This window comes from Paraburkholderia elongata, from assembly GCF_013177735.1.
In the GTDB taxonomy this organism is placed as follows: Bacteria; Pseudomonadota; Gammaproteobacteria; order Burkholderiales; family Burkholderiaceae; genus Paraburkholderia; species Paraburkholderia elongata.
The window spans coordinates 24,307-45,784 of record NZ_WOEZ01000150.1; the positions used below are offsets into that span (position 1 = coordinate 24,307).

The following is a 21,478-nucleotide window of genomic DNA, read 5'->3' on the forward strand; positions in this document are numbered from 1 at the left end:
TCAGTCGGGTAATTTCAATTTTCGGTACATTTTGTTCCGTTTTATTATAAACAGAATCTCACGCCTTGGGCGGCGCTTCGTCCGCATTCGCCTGGCAGGCCGCTCGGTCAACGTACAGTCGCCATCTCGTCGAAGGGTTTCGTGCGCCGCTCCATCGCTCGCGCCGACCATGCCGAGAGCAGCGCCGACAAAATCACGTAGCCGCACACGTACCAAGGTTTGCCACCATCCAGGCGCAGCAGCGCCGTCGCGATGATCGGCGTGAGGCCGCTCGCGAAAATACCCGAGAACTGATACACGAACGAGATGCCGGTATAACGCACCTCCGGATCGAACAGCTCGGCAAAGAGTGCGGCTTCCGGACCGTAGACCATGGCGTAGAAGATGCCGAACGGAATCACCACGCCGAGCCAGACGGCCAGCGTATTGCCGGCCTGAGTCTCCATCAGCCAGAACGCCGGCAACACCGAGACGCCACAGATCAGCGAGCCCCAGCGATACACGCGCGCACGTCCCATCAGGTCCGACATCCTGCCGAAGAAAGGAATGAAGAAGCACATCACCATCGCCGCGATCATCACGCCGGTGAGTGCTTGCGTGCGACTCATCGAAAGATGCTGCGTGAGGTAGCCGATCATGAACACTGCGAAGATATTGAAGAACACCCCGTCGATCCAGCGCGCGCCCATGCCGAGCAGCACCGAACCGCGATAACGCGTGATCATGTCGACGAAAGGGATTTTCACGGCGCGGCGGTTGCGCTTGAGCGCGAGAAACTCGGGCGTCTCCATCACCTTGACGCGGATGTAAAGGCCGAGCACCACGAGCAGCAACGAAGCGGCAAACGCGACCCGCCAGCCCCATGAGAGGAACGCCGCTTCCGGCAGCAGCCGGGAAATGCCCGCGACGACGCCCGACGCGAGGCACAAGCCGATCGACAAACCGATCTGCGGCAGGCTCGCGTACAGACCGCGCCGGTTCGGCGGGGCATATTCATAGGCCATCAGCACCGCGCCGCCCCATTCGCCACCGAGCCCGATGCCCTGCAACACGCGCAAGGCGAGCAGCAGAATGGGCGCCCAGATGCCGATCTGATCGAAGGTCGGCACGAAGGCGACCCCCGCCGTCGAAATCCCCATGATGACGAGCGTGCAGATCAACGCGGACTTGCGTCCGATCTTGTCGCCGAAGTGACCGAAGATCACGCCGCCGAGCGGCCGCGTCACGAAGCCGACGGCGAACGTGCCGTAGGCCAGCATCGTCGAGACGAGCGGATCGTGAGCGGGAAAGTAAAGCTTGTTGAACACAATGCCGGCCACGACGCCGTACAGAAAAAAGTCATACCATTCGACCGTCGCGCCGATCACGCTCGCGAATGCAACGCGGCGGATAACCCGCTTATCGATTGCCATAGCGCCTCCTCCAATGTTTTGTGTCAGTACTGCGCTTCCATGCGCGGCGATTGCGATTGCGCTTGCCCGGCCGGAAGGTCGCCCAGACGAGCATCCTCGAGGATCATGCTGGACGCCTTCTCAGCAACCATCACAATCGGTACGTTGGTATTGCCCGAAACCAGCGTGGGCATGATCGAGCAGTCGACCACTCGCAATCCTTGCGTGCCATACACGCGCAACCGTTCGTCGACCACCGCGCCCGGATCGCTCGCGACGCCCATCTTCGCGGTGCCGGAGGGATGAAAAATGGTCTGGCCGTATTCGCGGCAAAAGTGCAGCAATTCATCGTCGCTTTGCGCTTCCCGGCCAGGACGCACTTCGCGTTTCATCAGCGATGCCATGGGCTCCGTGGCGGCGACACGACGCGCGAAACGCACCCCCGCGACCGTCGTGCGGCGATCGAGATCGGTCGCCAGATAATTCGGCTGGATCGACGGGGCGTCGCGCATGTCGCTCGTGCGGATCCGCACGCTTCCGCGCGACTCTGGCCGCAACTGGCAGATCGAATAGGTGCAGCCTGGAAACGCGTGGACATCGCCGCCCGCGGTGTCGGCTGAGAGCGTGGAGAAGTGGAACTGGATGTCGGGCGTTTTCGCCTCATCCGGCAAGGCGCGGCAAAACATGCCGCCCTGATTGATGCCGACGGACAGCGGGCCTTCGCGAAACAGCGCCCATTGCAAACCCATCTTTGCGCGACCCGTCCAGGAGTGCAGCAAGTCGTTCGTCGTGATGGGACGCGTCACTTCATAGGTCAGACGTACCTGCAGATGGTCCTGCAGATTCTCGCCGACGCCCGCTCGATCGGCGACCACCGGAATACCCAACTCATTGAGCAATGTCGCCGGCCCCACGCCCGACACCTGCAACAATTGCGGCGACTGCAGCGCGCCTGCGGTCAGCACCACCTCGCGCTGCGCGCGCACTTCGTGAACCTTGCCGTGCTGCACATAGCGAATACCCGTAGCACGCGTGCCGTCAAAGAGAATCTTCGATGCCAGCGCGTCAGTCTCGATCTGCAGATTCGGACGGCTGCGCGCGGGTTTGAGGTAGGCGACGGCCGTCGAACAACGCCAGCCATGCCGCGTGGTCAGCTGGTAGTAGCCGACGCCTTCCTGATCGCCCTGGTTGAAATCGTCGACCGTTGGGACGCCCAGGCGATTTGACGCGGCGATAAACGCGTCCACGAGTTCGTGGCGCTGTTTGATCGTAGAGGCCCACAACGGACCGCCCACGCCACGTGTCGGCGACTCGCCGAGCTCGTTGTGTTCGAGCCGCCGGAAGTAAGGCAGGCACTCCTTCCAGCTCCAGCCACGATTGCCGAGCGCGGCCCAGTGGTCGTAATCCTCTTTCTGGCCGCGAATGTAGATCAGCCCGTTGATGGAACTGCAGCCACCCAACGTGCGCCCGCGCGGCCAGTAGAGCTTGCGGTCGTGCATGTTCGGATCCGGGTCGGTGTAAAAGCCCCAGTTGTAGACCGGATGAAACATGGTTTTGCCGTAACCGATCGGAATATGGATCCACAGAAAGCGGTCGGGCGGACCGGCTTCGAGCAGGCATACCGAGTAGCGGCCATTCTCAGAGAGGCGGTTGGCGAGGACACAGCCAGCCGATCCCGCGCCGACGACCACGTAATCGAAACTCCGTACCATTGATGTCTCCGTGCCGATGCCTTTACTTTTAAAACGGATCATTTCGTCTCAATTTATTGGATGGCAGTTTCGACTTCAAGCAAATCCGGTTACGATTGATTAATCCGGTACGAAAACCGACTTTTTCGTTTCACTATTCAATCTGCCCGCACGCGTTCATCCGGGTTGTCACTGATCCGTTCGGGCTGCATTCACCTTCATCCGCCTCGGGAAGGACATGAGAGACACCACGCACCTCCCCTCACCCGCTCACGAACCCGCCGACGACACCCGCGTCCTGCGCGCACTTAGCGTGCTAGAACAACTCGCGTCGGCCGGACAACCGTCGTCACTCTCGCAGTTGTCCTCACGTCTGCAGATTCCGAAGGCGACCCTGGTGCGCCTGATCGATTCGCTCGAAGCACGCGGTTACGTCACGCACATGCCGGACTCGCGCGGGGCAGATCGCGCCATTACGCTCGGACCACGCGCCGCGCAGCTCGCCCTGACCACGCTCGCGAACAGCACGTTTACGCGTGCGTGCCGCTCGTTGCTGCGCACGCTCGTGGAGTCGCTCGGCGAGACCTGCAATCTCACCGTACTCGACGGCGATACCGTGCTGTACGTCGAGCGCGTCGAGACGAGCGAACCCTTGCGTCTGCATCTGCAACCGGGGACGCGCGTCCCGCTGCATTGCACCGCCAGCGGCAAGCTGTTTCTTTCGCAGATGACGCCAGCCGAGCGCGGGCTCGTCATCCGGCGCTTGCCGCTCAAATCGATGACGTACCGCACCCTGACCGATATCGATCTGCTCGAAGCGGAGCTCGACCGCCTCGCCATGCGCGGCATCGGGGTCGACAACGAGGAATTCGTGCGCGGCATGGTGGCGGTCGCGGTGCCGGTGCGCAATGTCGAGGATGGCCGTGTGCTCGCAGCATTGGCCGTTCATGCGCCCACGGCGCGCGCCAGTCTGGAGGATCTGTTGAAAGCAGTTCCGAAGCTCAAGGAAATCGCCGTGCGCATCGGACCGCTGCTTCAGCCTGCAACGACGGTAGCAGCGGCGGCGGTGGCCGTGTCGAAGTAGAGAGCGCCCGCCACCAACCTGCCACTAGCTGGGAGCAGCGGCGATCGCGAACGAACCACCGCTGCGCCTGCAGTCAAACAGCACGCGTTAGACAGGCCTCAATGGGTGTGAGGCTGATAGTCCACGAATTCCGGTTCCGCTGAAACTGCCCCGCTTTTCCGGGCCCGCCACGCATACGCCACGAGCAGCACGCCGAGACTCACCACCCCGAGCCACAGCGGCGTACGCTGGTCCGGTATGAACGCCATGGCCACCAGAATGCCGATCATGCCGACGATCGCGAAACAAGTCAGATACGGGTAGCACCACATCCTCACGCGCAGCATCTCCGGCGCTTCGCGCTCAAGGCGGGCGCGCAGCTTCAGTTGCGACACTGCGATCAGCACGTAGACAAAAATGGCCACCGTGCCGTATGAATTGACAAGGAACGCGAACACCGTGTCCGGCGATACGTAAGACATGACGACCGACACATAGCCGAACAACGTGCCGATCAGGATCGCACGAACCGGAACGCCGCGGCGATTGACCTTGGCGAGCGCAGCCGGCGCATCGCCGTGACGGGTCAGCGCAAAGATCATCCGCGACGCTGCGTAAAGGCCGGAATTGAGCGCGGACAGCACCGCGGTCAACACGATTGCGTTCATGACATTCGCCGCGGCCGGGATACCCATTGCACTGAGCGCGCTCACATACGGCGTGGCCATGCGCGGCGAATCCCAAGGCACCAGGGCAACCACGAGCAGGATCGAGCCGACATAGAAAATCAGCACGCGGGTGATCACCGAATTGGTGGCTTTGGCGACGGCCTTGACCGGCTCATGCGCTTCGGCGGCGGCAATGGTGACGATCTCGGCACCGAAGTAAAAACCCGTCGCCGCAACGGCGCCGCTCAGCACTGGCCCGATCCCCTTCGGCATCAGCCCGCCATGCGAAAGCAGCGTCGGCATCACGGCGGTGGTGTGCATCGACGCGGGCCACAGACCCAGCACATAGAGCGCACCGAGGAACAGAAACAGGATGATCGCCGCCACCTTGATGGACGCGAACCAGAACTCGAACTCCCCGTAGCTACCGACCGAGATCAGGTTGGTCGCGGTCAACACGACCAGCAACACGAGACTGATCGCCCACGCCGGCGTATCCGGCAGCCAGAATTGAACCAGTTTCGCGCCGGCCACCGCCTCGACCGCCACCACAATGACCCAGAAATACCAGTACATCCACCCAGTCAGAAAGCCGGCCAGTTTGCCCGGCCCGCGCTTGCCGGCAAAGGCGAGGCGCGCGTATTCGTAAAACGAGCCCACCGCCGGCATGGCACACGCCATTTCTCCGAGCATGCGCATGACTAGCACGATCAGGCCGCCGGTAATCAGAAACGACAGAACCGCCGCCGGGCCGGCCTGCCGGACCACGACGCCGCTGCCGACAAAGAGGCCCGCGCCGATCACGCCGCCTAGCGCGATCATGGCCATATGGCGCTCCTTGAGGCCGGTCTTCAGTTCACTTTTATTCGATACCTGCATGTCACCTCCACATCCTGTTGGTGCCGGCGCTGGTCGTGCGGGAGCTGCGTGCGCGGTTGCGTGCAGTCCCGGAACCTGAGCGCCGTCAATTCGGATCGAGCGAGGACGCTTGCGCGCCTCGCTGCATCGAGTTTTTTCTCATGACTTAACGCGCAGACCTGTGTGGCTGCGCAGCGCCGTGCGCGTGAGGCACGACGACTGGCGAATGACGTGCCGCGGGTTGCGCCGCACGCAGAGCGCGTTTAGGGTTTCTCGTCGCGCCGGAAATACAACTGGTAGAGCATCCGTTGCCCGATGCGGCGGAACGGTGCGAACGGATGGCCGGGCAACGGGGACGTGAAGATCGGCAGCGTCTGCTTCGACCCTTTACCCGCTATCCGTTCGGCGAGGCGGCGCCCCGCCTGCTGGGAATACGACACGCCGTTGCCGCCGTAGCCCAGTGCGTAAAACACCGACTGCTTCGGATCCGGCTGACACACACGCGGCATCATGTCGTGGCTGACATCCACCCAGCCCCACCACGAATAGTCGATCTGGACACCGCGCAACGCCGGGAACTTGCGGCCCATTCCTTCGACGAGCAACTCGTAATGGCGCGGATTCGGTGCATCCGCACCGGTGATCGCGCTACGGCTGCCGATCTGCAGCCGGTTGTCCGGCAGGAAGCGATAGTAGAAACGCAAGGTGCGCGTATCGGTGAGCACCTGCGTCGTTCGAAAATTGCAGGCGTCGATTTCCTGCTGCGTGAGCGGCCGCGTCACCATCGAATTCGACAGGATCGGCATCACCCGGCTCGTCAGCGAGGGATGGAGGGTCGGCGCCGTATACGCGCCGGTCGCGATACCTACAGACCGGGCCCGTACGATGCCGCCGGGCGTGCGCAGATGATGAATGCCGTTGATGGTTTCCCAGCCGATCACCGGGCTCGCCGGATGAACCCGCGCGCCCGCTTCGCGCGCCAGCCGCAGATAGCCGTACGCGAGTTTCAACGCGTGGATGCCGATGCCTTCGGGTTCGTGGAGCGCGCCTGCCGCCTCGCAATCGTTGACGTACTCGCGACGGAACGTGGCCTGGTCGATGAGTTCGGACGGGTAGCCGAAAACGTCTTTCCAGACTTTGGCTTCGGCGGCAAGTTTGGCCATCATGCGTGGCCGGTGCGCAATCAGAAAGTGGCCGCCTGGTTGCGGATCGCAATCGATTTGGGCCACCAGCGACTTGAAGTTGTCGAAGCCTTCCTGGATCTCGTCGTGCATTTTCAACGCGACGTCTTTGCCCCAACGCTCGATCCATTGGGAACGCGACAGACGTCCCGACGCATTCTGCCCTTGCCCGCCGTTGCGGCTGCTGCAACCCCAACTGGTTTTGTTGGCCTCGAGCACAACCGCCTTGATGCCATGCTCGCGCGCGAGACAGAGCGCCGTCGCGAGTCCCGTATACCCTGCGCCGATGATCGCCACGTCCACGTCGATATCTTTCGTGATCGGGCCATCGTCGGGCGGCGGCGGGCCGGCGGTCGCGGCCCAGTAGGTGGGTGCGTATTGCTTGCCGTGCCCCGGTCCGGGCGAGACCAGCGGGTCGTATCTCGGGTCATACTGTGTCGCGCTGTCCCGCTCTGCGGACAGACCTTCACCGACCCGTGTAATGACACTGTGCGCCATGTGAAGCTCCTCGTCGGCGTCAAACGTTCTGCTTCGGACGTTCCTTGCGGAACGCGCGCTTGACTGCAATCAGACCATCGCGGAACTCGAAGAGATCGCAGCCTTCTGCTTCGATGCGCCAGCCTTCCGCATGCGTCCCCGTGAACACCCACTCGGACACGCCACGCTCTCCGAGAACGTAGTGACGGCCGTCTCCCCAATGCGCATCCGGGAAGGTCTTGAAGACCGCTTCGAACGCTGCACGCACCGCGTCGCGGCCGACGAAACGCGTGCCATACACTTCGCTTCCGCCGGCGCCGTCGAACACACAGTCTTCGGTCATGAAGTCCATCAGCGCGTTCGCATCGTGACGATTAAACGCGTCGGAAAATGCGGCGAGTGTGTCCGCTGTGACCTTCGGTGCGGACGTTTCTGTTGTGGCCATGCATGTCTCCTGCTTGGTGAATTGGGTGCGACTCGTGAGCTTGCCTAAGCGGCGATCTCTTAGGGAAAAGTGTAAGTTTGGTGTCCACCCGACGGTAGGGCCAGTGCGCTGGTTTCGCCTGGTGCAGCGCGTGTCGAGAACACGCGAGGTGGGTGCTAGTTCAGCACTTGCGTGCTTTCGAGGCAGCGCTTCACGGTGCGCTCATCTTCGTCGCTGAAACGGCCGATCAGGACGATCGTCGATTCAGCCGCTGGGTGACCGGCGAATGGCGTGATGAGAATGCGGCCGCCCACCACATGGAGTTCCTGCGGAGAAGCATCCTGGTCGAGCCAGACGATCCCCTTCGCTCTCAATAGCGGAACAGACAGGCTGCGAAACACCTCCCTGAGTTTCTTCCTGTCGAGCCGGAAGTCCGATCGAAAGGAAAAGCTGCAGATGCCCTGATGGCTATTGAGGCGCTCGCCCGCCGCGAGAGCCAGTCCGCCGGTGCGATGGCGGGGCGCGACACTCGCGTCGAAGATCAACTCCAGCGGGATGGATCCGTTTGCCGATTCGAGCAGGATGGACGTGGTTGCCAGCAACGACACTGCATCTGCCGCCGCCTCTTTGTCCCGTTCTGTGACGAGGTCGGTCTTGGTGAGCACGAGCGCCGTCGCACCCGCGATCTGCCGGCGCACAATATCGCCGACATATGGGTCGAGCAAGGTCGCGCCGATTTGCTCCGCATCGACTGCCACGATGATCCCGTATAGCCTGAATGCCCGATCGAGCAAGCCGATCTGCGCGATCTTCACGGGATCGGAAACACCGCTGGCTTCGATGATCAACAGTTCGGGACGCTCGGGCCGCGCGCCGATTTTCACGAGCGCGTCGACGAGCCGGCCGCCGATGGAGCAGCAGATGCAGCCGTTCTCCAGATTGATGACGTCGTCCGTGCGTTCGCGGATCAGTGCGGCGTCGATATTGATATCGCCGAAATCATTGACCAGCACGGCCACTCGGCGCTGTCCCGCATTCGAAAGCACATGGTTGAGCAAGGTCGTCTTGCCGGCACCCAGATAGCCGCCGAGCACAACCAGTGGAATGGGTGGCCGCACGCTCGCGGCCGCAGCGTCATTCATTTTTTTCCGGCGACTGAAACACACGGCCGCCCAGCACCGTGCCCCACACTTCGACGTCTTTCAACTGCTCGGCCGCGACCTCGGTCGGATCGTCGGCCAGCACGGCGAAGTCCGCGAATTTGCCCACCTCGATACTGCCGATCAGATGATCCATCTTGAGCGTATAGGCCGCGCCCAGTGTGATCGCGCGCAATGCGTCCGCCACGGGGATGCACTCGCTCGCGCCCAGCACACGACCGCTGGCGGTCTTGCGCTGTACCGCACACCACGCGGTGAACAGCGGGCTCAACTGCGTGATCGGCGCATCCGAATGAAAAGCAAAGGGAATGCCGAGACGTCGCGCCGATCCCGCCGGGTTCATCCGGTTCGCCCGGTCGGGGCCCATGGTCTGCGCGTAATGGGCGTCGCCCCAGTAGTAGATATGGTTGGAGAAAAAGTTGATGCACATGCCGAGTTTCGCCGCGCGGGCCAACTGGCTCGCGTCGGCCATCTGACAGTGCTGCAGCGTGTGGCGATGATCGCTGCGCGGACAGGCGTCGAGCATTTTCTCGAGGGCGTTCAATACCACCTCGGTAGCCTCATCGCCGTTGGTATGGATATGGAGCTGCAGCCCGGCGCGGTGAAACGGCGTGAACACCTCCTCCAACTGGCTGGGCGGAATCAGCCACAATCCGTTCGGCTGCCCGCCGACATAACCCGGCCACTTCAGCCGCGCCGTGAAGCCCTGAATCGACCCATCGACGATGAATTTGACCGGACCGAACCTCAACTTTTCGGTGCTGTCGCCGATGGCCGACAGCACTTTTTCGACGCCGTTGTCGGGGCTTCGCTGCGGCGCAAACGCGGGCACGATCCTGACCGGATACTGCGGATCGGCCGTGACTTCGCGCAGGTTGCGATTTCCCAGCGCCGACAAATCGTTGACCAGGTCGGTCGCGGTGGTCACGCCGGCGAGTTGCGCGACCTTGCCGAAATTCCAGATGGCCTCGGTCTTTTCACTCGCCGCAATGGAAAGCTGGCTGCCGATCACCTGGTACACGGGGAACATGGCGGCGAATTCCTGCAGCTCGCCGGTCGGCTGGCCATCTTTGTCTTTATCGATCCCGTCGACGTCGGTGTTCTCGTCGATACCGGCGAGCGCCAGCATGGCGGTGTTGACGTTCATCAGGTGCACACTCGCGTGCAGCACGACAATGGGCCGCTGAGTCGAAACGGTATCGAGTTCCTTGACCGACAAGCGGCTCGCGCCGAAGAAAATCGGATCGAAGCCCCACGCGAGCAACGGCGCCTCCGCGTCCGTCATGGCGCGTTGCGCTTCGGTGAGCCGCCCGATCACCTCGTCCAGCGTTCTCAGACCGCGCCACAACGTGCCGTCGGGACCGCGCCGGTCGTAGTAGCCGAGATAGACGGCGTCCCACATCGCGCCTTCCATCAGATGGCAATGCCCTTCGACGAGACCCGGCATCAACACCTTGTCCTGGAACGTGTCGACGATCTCAGCCTCGCCCCACCGGCTGACGTCCTCCAGATTGCCGACCGAGAGAATTTTGCCGTCTCGCACCGCAACATGCGTAGCGTGCGGTTGGGCCGGATTCATCGTCAGAATCTTTCTGGCGACGAAAACGGTGATGGGACCTCGTTCAATCGGATTCATAGATAGGTATAGGTGTTCTCTGATTCAGGAGGCAGGCCGAACGGTCAGGACAGAGCATGCACCGGTTTACGCTTCCAACTATGGTTCAGCAAGGCAGTCACGGCGATATTGATCACGAGACACAGCAAGCCCAGGTTGAATCCACCGAGCTCGGCATGAAGGAGGTACAGGATGATCGCGAGTATCTGCCCGGTCAGAATACCCGTTGCAACGGCGGCCGGTTTGACGCGAAGCGAAAACAGAATGACCATCACGCCCGGGAAAAACTGCGTCACGCCGTAGTACGCAGTATTGATCAGCGTGAGCATCAGATTTGGCGTCAACAAGGTCATTACGATCGAGACCAGCAGGTAGGCGACGATCACCGTTTTCGCAGTGGCTTTCTGCTTGCTCTCGGGCATCTTCGGCAACAGATTGCGTGTCACGAGCGGGCCGATGGCGAGGCAGATGCCCGTCAGCACCAACAGACCGGACAGCGCGGCGCCGGCCGCGACCAGACCCAGCAGCCAGCCCGGCAGCAGCCGGATCGCCGCTGCAAAGAACGCTTCATTCGGCGACGCGAGGTGCAGGTTCTGACTGATCGCGTAGTACGAAGCAATCACCAGAAACGGATACATCAACATGTACAGCGGCATGGCAACCTGGGTACGCCGGATCGTATTCGGACTGGTGGCCGTGAAGAAAACCTGCACGGCGAACGGCATCACGTAGAACCCTAACGACTGGAACAGCATGGTGCTCATCGAAAACGTCAGTTGACTGGCGTTCATACTGTTGCTGACGTGCAGGCTCGCGGCGTGAAAAACTTCCGTGACGCCGGATTCCCACGAGACCGCGAGCCCGGTGATCACAATCGCCACGACCGTCAGCACGTCCTTCAGGATCGCAATGTACGCCGACGCCCGCACCCCCGAAATCGCGATGTAGGTGAAGGCCAGCATCGCTGAGATCAGGATCAGATAGAGCGGCTGGAAATTCCAGCCGAGGCCCTTGAAAGCGGCAACGAGCCCCGTGAATTGCAGCTCGCCCCAGGGCAGCAAAAACAGGATCGCAGATCCGGCGACGATCACCTCCAACGCACGGCTGCCGAAATGGCCTTTGAACAGGTCGGGCAGTGTAATGGCGTTATAGCGTTTGCCGGCCTCCCAGATTTTCGGTCCGATGAAATAGCCGACGGGATACGCCAGCAGGATATATCCCAGGAACCAGACCCCATAAGTGGGCCCCTTGGCATAGATGCCGCCTGGAAAGCCGACCATCGTGCCAATACTGTAGATTTCGCCCGCAGCAAGGAAAAAAACCAGATACGCGCCAAACTGACGGGACGCGACAAAGAAGTCATGAACGCTTTGTGCGCTATGCCCTTTTTTGGACCGTATCGCCAGATACAGCGAGAAGAGAATCAAACCGAGAAAGACAACGGTGGACATCCGGGCTCTCCTGCTGCTTCAGTGGGTTTGCGGATCTGCATCGTCCGCGCGACGATCGAACAGACGCCAGCACACCTGCAGGCAGAGCGACGTCAGGACGAACCACGCGAAGATCCACGCATAGATGAACGGCACGCCCAGGACGAATCGATCGACTGAAGCGACCCAGGGCAGCAGGCCTATCACGCCGATATAGGGGATGCCGATCCCAATCAGGAACTTGAGCATGAAGTCTCCGTCTGCTGTACGTGAGATTCGTGAGCGATGAAATCATCTCTGCTGCATCTGCCTGCCATTGAGGGACCGGACCGGGTGGTGGCGGTCCGCGGCGAGCGGATGTGGCACGATGGCCATATCAGACGAATTCAGTATCGGTGGCCGAAAATGCACCTGACTAGTACCAGCGACAATAAATCGCCTGGTCCACATGCGGGACCCTGAGCGGGCATTGCACCCGCTCGTCCGGAGGTGGCAAGGTCGTTCTTACTGTCGGTCGCCACAGGTCCTGAAAAGGTGGCGTTTGAACGTCGGCATCGCCCAGACAACGGACCTTCGTGTTCGGACGACGCCCGCTGCGTCGTCGGCCCAAGTGAACGGTCGCTTTTTGTACTGAGCATCGCAATCTGTACATGTTCGCCAGCTTAGCGGGCTGATATCGTTGTCTACGAATAACACCGCAAATCGCTGACTAACTTCCCGCTGTGAACAGCCACATCTCATGAAACTGCCGATCTATCAGATTGACGCATTTACGGATAAGGTATTTAAGGGCAACTACGCTGCGGTAGTGCCACTCGAACGCTGGTTGCCCGATAGTTTGATGCAGGCAATCGCCGCTGAGAACAACCTGTCCGAAACAGCATTCTTCGTGAAAAATGCCGACGGCGCGTTCGACATCCGCTGGTTCTCTCCACTTACTGAAATCGCTTTTTGCGGACATGCCACGCTGGCAAGCGCATATGCGATCTTCAAGCGATGTGATGATTTGGAAGTCATCGAATTTGTTGCGAAAGCGGTCGGTCGGCTTGTCGTTTGCCACACGCATGACGGTCTGATCGAAATGAGCTTCCCGCAGCGCCGGCCTGAGATACTGAACGAAATACCCGCAAACTTGATCCAGGGGCTTTCGATACGGCCTCAAGAAGTGCTGATAAACCAGCAAGCCTATGTTGCCATCTACGGAACAGAACACGAGGTGCGATCCGTCGTACCCGAACTCAATCTGCTGTCGGCACTTGGTCCGCTCGATGTCGTCGTGACAGCGCGCGGAGATGAGCATGATTTTGTGTCCCGCTACTTTTGGCCTGCCAATGGCGGAGATGAAGATCCGGTGACCGGATCTATTCACGCGGCGCTTGCGCCATTATGGTCTGACCGTTTGGGCAGGTCAGAACTCGTGGCCATGCAGGTGTCACGCCGCAGCGGGTTACTTCATTGTCGCGTACAAGACGACCGGGTGTATATCGCTGGTCAGGCTGTTCAATATCTTGAAGGGACAATCGAAATCCCGGAAGCGTAGGTGCGACCGTTGTACCTTGGAAGCGGCCGTTGAAGTCGCGTTAGGTCGAAGGGCGGAAGTGGGTCGACATATGCCGATCGCATGAGGCACTGACCGGCCACTTGCGGTTTCCATGGCGGGGACAGATTTACCCTTGTGAGTGCGAGACCATATCGGCGGAATAGCTCTCGACTTGAAAGTTCGCAAGCAACCCGCCCAGAAGGCGGGTTTTTGCTTTCTGGGCTCCTATCTGAGGACCTGGAAATCATGAGCAAGAGTGAGGGTAGTTCGGACGAAGCAGCCGTTCTTCATATGGTCTGCGGCAAAATCGCGTCGGGAAAATCAACGCTGACGAAACGCTTGGCGCACACGAAGAATGCCGTGGTCATCAGCGAGGACATCTGGATGACGCATCTCTATCCCGGAGAACTCCGCACGCTGGATGACTATGTACGTTGCTCGGGACGCATTAGGCGGACGCTCACTGACCACGTCCAGGCACTCCTCGCGGCCGGGATGTCTGTGATCCTCGATTTTCCCTTCAATACCATCGACAGCCGTTCATGGGGGCGCGAGTTATTTAACGGCGCCGGCGTGGGACACCGACTTCACTACCTCGACGTCAGTGATGAGATTTGCAAAACTCGGCTCAAGGCTCGGAACGCATCGGGCCAGCATCCGTTCGAAACGACCGATGCCCAGTTCGACGAGATAACGCAGTACTTTGTCCCGCCTTCGACAACCGAAGGGTTTCAGATCGTGTTGCACGCTGCTACGCAATAAGCCGCGTCCGATCACTTCGAGCGAGAGAGCCGACTTCGGCTACTGGAGGTCGGTTGCTCACGCGAGAACGGACATCCACAACTGCTCGGGCGACAGTCCCTTGTGGGTCGCGTGCCGCCGATCGACCTCGGGCAGTGACCGGCCAGGAGCATATGTAATTGGGCGGTCACGAAGGTGGTCGGACACGCGCATGCTCATCGTAATCATCCCCAGTATTGCCACTGAAAGCCTCCACAGGAATCGGAGGCCAAGCGTGGCATGCCGTCGGAGTAAGCTGCGACATCTGTCTTTAGCTCAGATGCGACATTACTACTTGGGTCTGACAACCAATGATGTTGATTCTTGGCACCTACGGCGAGGCGTTGCGCGACAAAGGGAATGGCCAATGTCAGCGTTTATCGACACCTGAGTAATGTTTTCAAGGAAAAACCAACAGGAACCGTTGCGTCGCATGCGTGGCCGTTTCTGTTGCGCAGAATCCGGCTGGAAGCCTTGAGCTGCCGTCGCCGGATGCCCGAAAAACGCAACACCCTAAAACATACCAACAGGGTTGATAAATATAATTATGTAAACTATAAAGGAATGCGAAATATATAGGCACCTGAATCAATGCTGCGCCTACTCCTTCGGCAGGTGCCCGGCCCGAATAGTAACTTGCCAAGGCTTGCCGATACGGCGATTACGGGATCGGGGAATGGTCCGTTCCCATCAAAAACCCCCTCAGCTGCCGCTCTGCTTCGAATACTTCGTGAAGAGGGGCCCTTGCGAGCTGGGCGTCATACAGCGCCAGCAGCGCTTCAAAGTCGCTGATTACCTCAGAAACGAGCCGCCACTCACCCGTCTCATGAGCGTGCGCCAGGGTGTTCTCGACCGCGTATTCGGCGATCTTGAACTGCTCCACCAGTTGGTTGCCGTAACCAGCACGCTGCAGATACCAGCTCAGGTACACCGCGCGCATAAGTTCATTGACCAGATGGCTGTTGCCATGTCCGTCGCGACATGCAACCAGCGCAAGATGACAGGGCAGCGACCGTTCACTGGCGGAGGCGCGATCCATCGGCAATAGAAGCGCTTTCGTCAGGGGCCTGCGGGCCCGGCTGTGGGGCCTGTTTCGCTTGGAAGACATTTTCTCGACATGGCGACACCGGGAAGCGGTTGATTATAGCGAAGCCTTATCGAAGCTACGGTCGAGTCTCACCATCGCTAAGGACTTCAAGACATAACGGTCTGCCCCCCGGTTGCGGAGCCGCCGTCAGTCCGTCAATGCCACCTGGGCCGACACCTTGCCGGGCAACTGTGGTGGGATGCGCGCGATGCCCCACGCGGTGAGCAGCGCGTCAAAGGAGGGCGTGCCTGTATCGCGGGCCGCAGGCAGCCGGTGACCGGTCAGCCGGTACTGGACGCGCTCGTTCGCAGGCGCGCCGGGACGCCTGATCCGTTCGAACACGCCGTGCCGCACACCGTACTGGATCGCGTCGGACGCGTCGCGCGAATTCATTACGCCTGCAGCGACGATGCGTGCGACGGTGACCGGTTGGGACTGTTCACGCAGATACGCGATCAGCTGTTCGGCATGGCGGTGGCTTTTCATGTGTTGTTGGTTCCTGCCTGCTTGTGTTACCGAGGGCGGTTAGTCAAGATCGAACAGCTGCCGGTCCGCTGGACGGCCCAGCGCCTCGTCCATCATCTGGCGAAAGTCCTATGCTCCGCAAGAATCGGATCTAGTGCCAGCGGCTACCAGTGAATACTCGTGGTGCAGCCCGCCAAGAATCGTTTTCGCGTGCACAACAAGGCACCGGTCAACGTGATGACGGGAATTCTCATGGGGGATCTGTGCAAGATCGGTCGGCGGATCAGGGACTCCCGGTCCCAGAGACATATGAGGACGTCCGCGGTTGTAGTGCTCCGTCCAGCTTTTCAGGATCGATCCCAGATGCGACGCGGAGAGCGGTATCAGCCAGTCCAGGCACTCGCGCCGAATCGTGCCGATGACCCGCTCGCAGATCGCATTGGTCGTCGGCGTCCGGGGTGGCGACTTCAGCACGGTCAGCCCGAGTCGGCTGATGGAATCGTCCAGTTGCCCGGCAAAGATGCTATCGCGATCATGGAGGAGGTATCGGTAACGGTCCCCGAAACCGATTGCTTCCCGCAGTTGTTGTAGGGTCCAGGCTGCCGAAGGGTGGGGCGTCACGTTCATATGCACCAGCCGGCGCGACCCATGTTCGATCATCACAAAGACGTAGAGTTGGCGAAAGGTCGCGGTGACGACGAGGAAGAAGTCGCATGCAACGATTGCATGGGTGTGATTGCGCAGGAAGGTCGACCAACGCTGATCGCCACGCGGGAAACTGGGAGGGCGCCTGGGCATGTACTTTCTGACAGTGCGTGGCGAAACCCGGAGCCCAAGTTTCAGGAGCAGTTCGTTGGCAATGCGCTCTTCGCCCCAGAGCTGATTCTCGACCGCCAGGCGCCGAATCAACCGGCGCAGTTCCAATGGAATCGGCGAGCGCCCCGGACGTGACCTGACACGCCACAACAATCGGAAACCGGCGCGGTGCCAACGAACGAGCGTCTCGGGACGTACCACCACGAGCGCCGCGCGCCAGTCGAACAGCCTGGATAGCCAGGCGAGACTGATCCGCGTTGCCGCATCGACGCGGTGTGGCTTCACCCCGCGCTCCTGATCTAACGCGAGTTGGCGGCGCAGGAAAAGGTTTTCGGCCACCAGGGCACCGCTCGGACGAAACAGCAGGACGGCGAATCGGCAAACGTCCGATAGCAGTTGAACAACGATCTTGATGAGCGCAATCATGCGTTCATCATGCCATATGCGATCCAGCGCCGCTGGACACCCTCAGCCATGCCTTGATCGAGTTTTTGCGGAGGACACCCTGGTTGATTGCAGCCGCGAGGGGATGCTTTCCGAGAGACGTACTCGTTACGGAATGGCCCGATGAGAATCTGCATCGCGCCGTCGAGACGCACTGGATTTCCTTCCGACGCAGTCCTATAACTTTTAAAAAATCACGCATGCAGTCGTCTTGGTTTCATACCAACCAATTCGAACGACTCCAATAATAGCGACCTGGTCTCTTTGGGCGCGAGTTGTCTTTCACCGTGCTTTCGTACGGAGCCTGGTTTTAGGGCCGGGCCCGCCACCATTTAAGGTGGTATGAACGGGGGCGCATGGGTGCGAACCTGAGACGAGTGTTGAACGTACGACAAGGATTGGAGGTCTGCAATGAGTACAACCACGCGGAACGAGCTTCAGCCCGATCAGCCGCTCGTCGATACGACGCCGTACGGGTATGGTCCGGACGATTCGATCAGCGATGTCACGGAGAATGCTGCGATCACTCATCACACGCTGAAGATCAACGAAAAGTCGATTTCCTATGCAGCGCGAGCGGGTCACCTTGTGACAACCGATACATATAGTGCGCGGCCGGCCGCCAAATTATTTTATGTGGCATTCACCGTCGATGGCTCGACTCCGTCCACGCGTCCGGTCACCTTTTTCTATAATGGTGGTCCTGGCTCATCGTCGGTTTTCCTGCTTCTAGGGTCATTCGGACCGAGGCGGATAAAGACCAGCATGCCGAGCTTCACCCCGCCGGCTCCATATGTGCTGGAAGACAACCAGGACAGCTTGCTTGATCAGTCTGACCTGGTGTTTATCGACCCGGTCGGCACGGGTTACTCGACAGCGATTGAACCTGCGACCAACAAAGACTTCTGGGGAGTTGACCAGGACGCAAGCTGCATCAAGCAGTTTATAAAGCGTTACCTGACGGTGTTCAACCGATGGAATTCCCCCAAGTACCTGTTTGGGGAATCTTACGGAACGCCGCGCACGTCTGTGCTCAGCTGGATGTTGCATGAAGACGGCGTGGATCTGAATGGGATAGTTTTGCAGTCGTCGATCCTCGATTATTCGCAGGCGGGTAATCCGGTCGGGATCCTCCCGACGTTTGCGGCTGACGCGTGGTTCCACAAGAAAGTATCGGTATCGCCGGTTCCCTCCGATCTGGCCGGCTTCATGGAGAAGGTAGAAGAATTCGCAGGTGGTCCTTACGCCGATGCGTTATCGGCTTTTCCCAACGTCGATCCGAACGTCCTGCAGTATTTGAGTGACATGCTCGGCATTCCGCCGGTGGTCCTCCAGTACTGGAGGCTCGACCCTTCAACGGGAAATGGCTCGGTGTTCCTGACGAGCCTCCTTCTGGATGCCGGGCTGGCCGTAGGTGCTTATGACGGCCGTGTTACTGGGGAGGACACCGGCATTGCCGAATACGTCGCGCCGAATTCAGGCGGTAACGATCCCACAATGGCCGCCGTGGGTGGCGTGTATACAGCGATGTGGAACGTGTACCTCAACGAGGAATTGCAATACACATCAATATCACCCTTCATGGACCTGAACGACCAGGCGTTCGCTAACTGGGACTTCGGCCATATCGACCCAACGGGCGCCCAAAGAGGCGGCATCGGAAGTCTATACACCGCTGGGGATCTCGCTGCTGCGATCGCCGTCAATCCATACCTGAGGGTGTTTTCGGCGAACGGGTACTACGATGCGGTTACGCCATTCTTTCAAACAATACTTAACTTTCAGAACATGCCGCTAGGCAGCGCGCAGATCCAGAGCAACCTGACGGTCAGGAATTATCCGTCAGGCCATATGATTTACCTCGACAATGCGTCAAGAACTGCGATGAAGGCAGACCTTTCCTCATTTTATGGGGAGGCGGAGACGCATGTAGCCGCTATCAAGGCGGCGGTACTACCCGAGCAGACGACACTAGCCGGCGCTGCGAGATATCGCAGGCGTTCGAGCCGCACTCCATACTGAGCCCTTAAAAGAAGTGATTGGTCACCCAGCGACTCGCATGTCGACCGTGGGGCAAGAATATGAAGCCGGGGATTTCTTGAGTGGAAGCAGATAGTGGCAACGCCGAGTGAGGCAATCATGAACGTATCGCATCGTAAGCTACCCGGGAGCCTGAGACGCGCATTGCCCGGTGCCAAAGTGCTGGGGCGAGCAAATTTGCATGGCGTCATTGAAGTGACACTCAAGCTTAGGCGAAAGCAGGCCTTGCCAGAACTGGAGGCACGCCCGGCGGTGGCGCTCTCCCGGGACGAACTCGCATCGAGGTACGGCGCATCGCAAGACGACATCGATAAGGTTACACAAATCCTGTCGGGATACGGTATCCAGACAGTCAGTTCGAGTGTCGGCGCGAGGACGGTTCGGATGTCCGGGCCGATAAGCGCGATGGAGTCCGCGTTCAACGTGAAGCTTTTCAACTACGCGCACGCGAGCGGGAATTATCGCGGGCGCATCGGGTACCTGTTCGTACCTGACGAACTCAAGGATATCGTTCAGGGCGTTTTCGGCCTCGACAATCGCCGTATTGTGAAACGACGGCGTCAGCCGGTTCGCGACACCGGCGCGCGACAAACCCTTTCGTCGTCGCCCCCGACGTGGCATGTCCCACAGCAGTTTGGAAGCCACTATCACTTCCCGCCCGGTGACGGTGCGGGACAGACGGTAGGCATACTGGAATTTGGCGGCGGGTATTTTCCCGGCGATCTCAGCAAGTTCTGTGAGAAGGCGGGCGTCTCGATACCGAAGGTGACTGCGGTCAGCACGGACGGAACGTCTACAGAGAGTAAAGACGGCGCCGAGGGCGAAGTGATGCTCGATATCGAGGTTGTTGCGGGGCTATGTCCGAAAGCCAGCATCGTGGTTTATTTCGCCGCATGGACGGAGGCGGGCATGATCGGCGCCCTGGATGCCGCGAGGCAGGACAAGGACAACAATCCGGGCGTGCTATCGATCAGCTGGGGCGCGCCCGAGGGCACGGATATCTGGTCCGATCAGGCCATGTCGCAAATCAACGAAACGCTGAAAGAGGCGGCCTATCTCGGCATGACGGTGTGCGTCGCAGCCGGCGACGATGGCTCGAGCGACGGGCTCAACGATGGGCACGCGCACGCCGATTTCCCGTCCTCCAGTCCCTACGTTCTCTCAGTGGGCGGAACGACCATCGTCGATCTAACAGGGGCCGCAACGGACGTCGTGTGGATGGAGGGGGACGGCTTGCGGGCCGACCAGGGCGGGAGCACGGGTGGAGCGGTCAGCGACGTATTTCAGCGTCCGGATTGGCAAAGCAGCATCACGATCCAGTCGGTGAATCCGGGCGCCATCACGGGCCGATGCATACCCGACGTGGCCGCCAACGCAGACTGGAATGCTTCTCCCTATCTGCTGGTGGTGGATGGCCATGCGGAACCCAATGGCGGAACCAGCGCGGCGAGCCCGCTATGGACGGCGTTGATCGCATTGATGAATGGCCAGCTCGCAGGCGGCAAACGCGTAGGCTATCTGACACCCATGCTTTATCAGGCAGCGGCGGGTTCTGCAGGCGCGCAAACAGTCGGGGCGGCCGGCTGTACGGACGTGACCTCAGGCAACAACAACACCGCTTCGACAGGCGGCTATAGCGCGGGGCCCGGATATGACGCGGCATCGGGATGGGGTACGCCTCACGGGCAGAATCTGCTGGCTGTGATCCAGGCTACGTTGTCGTCTACGCCGGCTTCCTGAGTCGCGCGGTTACCCCGTTGGAGGAAAACATGGCACGTGCACAAAAAATCATGGTGATTCGCCATGGCGAAAAGCCTCAAGGCGCTTTACCACCTTACGGCGTGACGACTGACGGCGAGCAGGATGTCAATTCGTTGCTGGTGACGGGATGGACCCGCGCCGGTGCGCTGGCAGTCCTGTTCGCACCGAGCCGCGGGTCGCTGCAAAGCCCGGAACTCGCGCAGCCACAAACCGTCTTTGCGGCAGCCGACGATGCGGGCAAGGCGAGCGAAAGACCATTCGAGACGGTGAGCGTCGTCGCCCAAAAACTGTCGCTCAACATCGATATGACCTACGCCGTCGGCCAGGAGACCCAACTGGCGGCCGCTGCGACGTCATGCGACGGCGTCGTGCTGATCGGCTGGGAGCACAAGCACATTCCGCTCATTGCAAACGCGATACTCGGCAACACGACCGCGCCGCAAACCTGGCCGGGCGACCGGTTCGACGTGGTGTGGGTGTTCGACCTCGACGCTGGCAGCGGTGCGTATCGTTTCACCCAGGTACCCGAACTGCTGCTCCCCGGTGACAGCCCCGAGCCGATTCCAGTGTCTGCCAGCTGAGGGGGT

General features: G+C 60.2%; 18 protein-coding genes. 6 read left to right on the forward strand and 12 right to left on the reverse strand.

Annotated elements, in window-relative coordinates; genetic code table 11:
* Positions 1-107 precede the first annotated feature (107 nt).
* The gene (locus GNZ13_RS27315) at positions 108-1,412 is read right to left on the reverse strand and encodes an MFS transporter (protein WP_172170388.1); all 1,305 of its coding nucleotides are present in this window, start codon (positions 1,410-1,412) and stop codon (positions 108-110) included.
* Between the two features lie 23 nt (positions 1,413-1,435).
* A complete protein-coding gene (locus GNZ13_RS27320; protein ID WP_172170390.1) occupies positions 1,436-3,103 on the reverse strand; it encodes a GMC family oxidoreductase in 1,668 nt (555 codons plus the stop codon).
* Positions 3,104-3,320: 217 nt separating this feature from the next.
* On the opposite strand from GNZ13_RS27320, the gene GNZ13_RS27325 reads away from it, so the two are divergent.
* Positions 3,321-4,166 carry an IclR family transcriptional regulator gene (locus GNZ13_RS27325; protein ID WP_172170393.1) on the forward strand — a complete coding sequence of 282 codons (846 nt, stop codon included), beginning with the start codon at positions 3,321-3,323 and terminating at the stop codon, positions 4,164-4,166.
* Between the two features lie 98 nt (positions 4,167-4,264).
* On the opposite strand, the gene GNZ13_RS27330 is transcribed toward GNZ13_RS27325, so the two are convergent.
* The 7 genes from GNZ13_RS27330 to GNZ13_RS27360 form a co-directional block, all read right to left on the reverse strand.
* Complete coding sequence (locus GNZ13_RS27330; RefSeq protein ID WP_172170395.1) at positions 4,265-5,692, reverse strand: amino acid permease; 1,428 nt, start codon at positions 5,690-5,692, stop codon at positions 4,265-4,267.
* 242 nt (positions 5,693-5,934) lie between these two features.
* On the reverse strand, positions 5,935-7,350 hold the full coding sequence (locus GNZ13_RS27335; protein ID WP_172170397.1) for an NAD(P)/FAD-dependent oxidoreductase: 1,416 nt from the start codon (positions 7,348-7,350) through the stop codon (positions 5,935-5,937).
* Positions 7,351-7,369: 19 nt separating this feature from the next.
* On the reverse strand, positions 7,370-7,774 hold the full coding sequence (locus GNZ13_RS27340) for a nuclear transport factor 2 family protein (RefSeq protein WP_172170399.1): 405 nt from the start codon (positions 7,772-7,774) through the stop codon (positions 7,370-7,372).
* A gap of 155 nt (positions 7,775-7,929) precedes the next feature.
* Entirely contained in the window at positions 7,930-8,895 is a 966-nt protein-coding gene (locus GNZ13_RS27345) for a CobW family GTP-binding protein (RefSeq protein ID WP_172170401.1), read from the reverse strand.
* Entirely contained in the window at positions 8,888-10,549 is a 1,662-nt protein-coding gene (locus tag GNZ13_RS27350) for an amidohydrolase (RefSeq protein ID WP_172170403.1), read from the reverse strand. The genes GNZ13_RS27345 and GNZ13_RS27350 overlap by 8 nt, the downstream gene beginning before the upstream one ends.
* A gap of 44 nt (positions 10,550-10,593) precedes the next feature.
* Positions 10,594-11,979 carry a sodium:solute symporter family protein gene (locus tag GNZ13_RS27355; RefSeq protein ID WP_172170405.1) on the reverse strand — a complete coding sequence of 462 codons (1,386 nt, stop codon included), beginning with the start codon at positions 11,977-11,979 and terminating at the stop codon, positions 10,594-10,596.
* Positions 11,980-11,997: 18 nt separating this feature from the next.
* Positions 11,998-12,207 carry a DUF3311 domain-containing protein gene (locus tag GNZ13_RS27360; protein ID WP_172170407.1) on the reverse strand — a complete coding sequence of 70 codons (210 nt, stop codon included), beginning with the start codon at positions 12,205-12,207 and terminating at the stop codon, positions 11,998-12,000.
* A gap of 490 nt (positions 12,208-12,697) precedes the next feature.
* Here GNZ13_RS27360 and GNZ13_RS27365 point away from each other — a divergent pair, with 490 nt between their 5' ends.
* Together GNZ13_RS27365 and GNZ13_RS27370 are read left to right on the forward strand one after the other, a co-directional pair.
* Positions 12,698-13,498: a PhzF family phenazine biosynthesis protein gene (locus tag GNZ13_RS27365; RefSeq protein WP_172170409.1), complete on the forward strand. Its 801-nt coding sequence runs from the start codon at positions 12,698-12,700 to the stop codon at positions 13,496-13,498.
* A gap of 246 nt (positions 13,499-13,744) precedes the next feature.
* A complete protein-coding gene (locus tag GNZ13_RS27370; RefSeq protein WP_172170411.1) occupies positions 13,745-14,260 on the forward strand; it encodes an AAA family ATPase in 516 nt (171 codons plus the stop codon).
* A 679-nt stretch (positions 14,261-14,939) separates the two neighbouring features.
* Here GNZ13_RS27370 and GNZ13_RS27375 read toward each other — a convergent pair.
* The 3 genes from GNZ13_RS27375 to GNZ13_RS27385 form a co-directional block, all read right to left on the reverse strand.
* Entirely contained in the window at positions 14,940-15,317 is a 378-nt protein-coding gene (locus GNZ13_RS27375) for a hypothetical protein (RefSeq protein WP_172170413.1), read from the reverse strand.
* A 195-nt stretch (positions 15,318-15,512) separates the two neighbouring features.
* Positions 15,513-15,851, reverse strand: a complete 339-nt coding sequence (locus GNZ13_RS27380) for a hypothetical protein (protein WP_172170415.1) — start codon at positions 15,849-15,851, stop codon at positions 15,513-15,515.
* Between the two features lie 108 nt (positions 15,852-15,959).
* Positions 15,960-17,072: an integrase core domain-containing protein gene (locus GNZ13_RS27385; RefSeq protein ID WP_172170417.1), complete on the reverse strand. Its 1,113-nt coding sequence runs from the start codon at positions 17,070-17,072 to the stop codon at positions 15,960-15,962.
* A gap of 429 nt (positions 17,073-17,501) precedes the next feature.
* Here GNZ13_RS27385 and GNZ13_RS27390 point away from each other — a divergent pair, with 429 nt between their 5' ends.
* The 3 genes from GNZ13_RS27390 to GNZ13_RS27400 all read left to right on the forward strand — a co-directional run bounded on the left by GNZ13_RS27390 (position 17,502) and on the right by GNZ13_RS27400 (position 21,472).
* Positions 17,502-19,112 carry a S10 family peptidase gene (locus GNZ13_RS27390; RefSeq protein ID WP_172170419.1) on the forward strand — a complete coding sequence of 537 codons (1,611 nt, stop codon included), beginning with the start codon at positions 17,502-17,504 and terminating at the stop codon, positions 19,110-19,112.
* Positions 19,113-19,325: 213 nt separating this feature from the next.
* The gene (locus GNZ13_RS27395) at positions 19,326-20,870 is read left to right on the forward strand and encodes a S53 family peptidase (protein ID WP_172170421.1); all 1,545 of its coding nucleotides are present in this window, start codon (positions 19,326-19,328) and stop codon (positions 20,868-20,870) included.
* 29 nt (positions 20,871-20,899) lie between these two features.
* Positions 20,900-21,472: a hypothetical protein gene (locus GNZ13_RS27400; protein WP_172170423.1), complete on the forward strand. Its 573-nt coding sequence runs from the start codon at positions 20,900-20,902 to the stop codon at positions 21,470-21,472.
* Positions 21,473-21,478 lie beyond the last annotated feature (6 nt).

What these genes read in the sequence shown, in the direction of transcription:
- GNZ13_RS27315 (WP_172170388.1), bottom strand. Translation starts at nt 1,412, where the DNA reads ATGGCAATCGATAAGCGGGTTATCCGCCGCGTTGCATTCGCGAGCGTG.
- GNZ13_RS27320 (WP_172170390.1), bottom strand. Translation starts at nt 3,103, where the DNA reads ATGGTACGGAGTTTCGATTACGTGGTCGTCGGCGCGGGATCGGCTGGC.
- GNZ13_RS27325 (WP_172170393.1), top strand. Translation starts at nt 3,321, where the DNA reads ATGAGAGACACCACGCACCTCCCCTCACCCGCTCACGAACCCGCCGAC.
- GNZ13_RS27330 (WP_172170395.1), bottom strand. Translation starts at nt 5,692, where the DNA reads ATGCAGGTATCGAATAAAAGTGAACTGAAGACCGGCCTCAAGGAGCGC.
- GNZ13_RS27335 (WP_172170397.1), bottom strand. Translation starts at nt 7,350, where the DNA reads ATGGCGCACAGTGTCATTACACGGGTCGGTGAAGGTCTGTCCGCAGAG.
- GNZ13_RS27340 (WP_172170399.1), bottom strand. Translation starts at nt 7,774, where the DNA reads ATGGCCACAACAGAAACGTCCGCACCGAAGGTCACAGCGGACACACTC.
- GNZ13_RS27345 (WP_172170401.1), bottom strand. Translation starts at nt 8,895, where the DNA reads ATGAATGACGCTGCGGCCGCGAGCGTGCGGCCACCCATTCCACTGGTT.
- GNZ13_RS27350 (WP_172170403.1), bottom strand. Translation starts at nt 10,549, where the DNA reads ATGAATCCGATTGAACGAGGTCCCATCACCGTTTTCGTCGCCAGAAAG.
- GNZ13_RS27355 (WP_172170405.1), bottom strand. Translation starts at nt 11,979, where the DNA reads ATGTCCACCGTTGTCTTTCTCGGTTTGATTCTCTTCTCGCTGTATCTG.
- GNZ13_RS27360 (WP_172170407.1), bottom strand. Translation starts at nt 12,207, where the DNA reads ATGCTCAAGTTCCTGATTGGGATCGGCATCCCCTATATCGGCGTGATA.
- GNZ13_RS27365 (WP_172170409.1), top strand. Translation starts at nt 12,698, where the DNA reads ATGAAACTGCCGATCTATCAGATTGACGCATTTACGGATAAGGTATTT.
- GNZ13_RS27370 (WP_172170411.1), top strand. Translation starts at nt 13,745, where the DNA reads ATGAGCAAGAGTGAGGGTAGTTCGGACGAAGCAGCCGTTCTTCATATG.
- GNZ13_RS27375 (WP_172170413.1), bottom strand. Translation starts at nt 15,317, where the DNA reads ATGGATCGCGCCTCCGCCAGTGAACGGTCGCTGCCCTGTCATCTTGCG.
- GNZ13_RS27380 (WP_172170415.1), bottom strand. Translation starts at nt 15,851, where the DNA reads ATGAAAAGCCACCGCCATGCCGAACAGCTGATCGCGTATCTGCGTGAA.
- GNZ13_RS27385 (WP_172170417.1), bottom strand. Translation starts at nt 17,072, where the DNA reads ATGATTGCGCTCATCAAGATCGTTGTTCAACTGCTATCGGACGTTTGC.
- GNZ13_RS27390 (WP_172170419.1), top strand. Translation starts at nt 17,502, where the DNA reads ATGAGTACAACCACGCGGAACGAGCTTCAGCCCGATCAGCCGCTCGTC.
- GNZ13_RS27400 (WP_172170423.1), top strand. Translation starts at nt 20,900, where the DNA reads ATGGCACGTGCACAAAAAATCATGGTGATTCGCCATGGCGAAAAGCCT.